The 1252-nt window shown below is 67.0% G+C and carries 2 protein-coding genes; both read right to left on the bottom strand.

Translation table 11 applies throughout. The annotated features are described in order from the left end of the window. Positions 1-5: 5 nt before the first annotated feature. Positions 6-701, bottom strand: coding sequence for an IS630 family transposase (locus tag JS756_RS35770; protein ID WP_205387433.1), 696 nt, complete (start codon positions 699-701; stop codon positions 6-8). Continuing rightward, positions 686-1126, bottom strand: a complete 441-nt coding sequence (locus tag JS756_RS35765) for a helix-turn-helix domain-containing protein (RefSeq protein ID WP_205387432.1) — start codon at positions 1124-1126, stop codon at positions 686-688. Before JS756_RS35765 ends, JS756_RS35770 begins: the two co-directional genes overlap by 16 nt. Between the last annotated feature and the right edge of the window lie 126 nt (positions 1127-1252).

The raw sequence follows: 1252 nt of genomic DNA, 5'->3' as shown, positions 1-1252 counted from the left end.
GCGGCTTATTTTTGCTGTGATGTTGGGTAGAGGTGGCGCAGTTTCACGCGTGCGTCGTCGGTGGTGAAGTGCCAGTCGACTTGGCGTTGGTCGCTGTTGGTCTGCTGCTGCCAGGCGGCAAGTTCGGCGTTGAGTACGGCGAGGTCGTCGATGCGGCGGTCCAGGCACTGGCGGGTGAGCGCGGAAAGCTCGATCTCGGCGATGTTGAGCCAGGACCCGTGCTTGGGGGTGTGGTGGATCTCCAGGCGCTGAGCCAGCGCGAAGGCTTTCTCCGGGTCGAACGCCTCGTAGAGCGAGGCGATGGAGTGGGTGTTGAGGTTGTCCATCACCAGCACGACCGTGGCGGCGTCGGGGTAGTCCACGGTCAGGAGGTGCTCGACCTGGTGAGCCCAGTCGACCTTGGTCCGCCGAGGCCGGGCGTCCACGCGCCGCCATCCGCGCAGTGGCTCGACCCAGCAGAAGATCGAGCAGGTCCCCGAGCGGACGTACTCGTTGTCCTCGCGGCGGTCGCGGCCCGGCCGCGCGGGAAGCGGATCGCGGACGTGGCCGAGCAACTGGTACGGCTTCTCGTCCATGCACACCACCGGGCGCGTCGGATCGAGGGGGCGGCGGTAGACCGCCAGGACGTCCTCCATCGCCGCGGCGAAGGCCGCATTCGCAGCCGGCGGGATGGTCCAGCACTTCTTCAGGTGAGGACGCAACTCCGTTTTTTTAACACCCGGCCGATCGTGGAGTGGTCCAGATCCGGGATGTCCTCGATCAGCGCGACGTGCTTCTCCAGCAGCCGCAGCGACCACCGGGCGTGCCCCTTGGGCGGCGTCGAGCAGGCCAGCGCGATCAGCCTCGCCTCGACCTCGCCGGTCACCGGGGAGGGCACCGGCGGGCATGCGCGTTGCTTCCGGCCGACCGTGGCCCACACATCGCCGCCGGTCTCCGCGTACCGCTTCGAGATCAGGCGGACCGACTCGCACGAGACCCCGACCCGCTCTGCGATCACCGCCCGCGGATCGACCTCACCCACCGACGTGTCCAAGGCGAGCAGCACTCGCGCCCGCCTGATCATCGACGCGCTACGGACTCCCGTCGTGGTCACCCGCACCAACGCCTGACGATCCTCGACACTCAACGCAACCGGATACTTCTTCTGCGAGGACACGACACCCCTGCCCGGCCGAACGGAAACGACAAGGGGAGCCTGCCCGACCCTCAACTCCACCAACCAGAACAATACTTAGCCGCAACAATCTACTAG

It is taken from the genome of Streptomyces actuosus (assembly GCF_016921115.1).
GTDB classification, from domain to species: domain Bacteria; phylum Actinomycetota; class Actinomycetes; order Streptomycetales; family Streptomycetaceae; genus Streptomyces; species Streptomyces actuosus_A.
The sequence above is the reverse complement of the archived record's forward strand: the minus strand, read 5'-3'. Positions and strand labels throughout refer to the sequence as shown.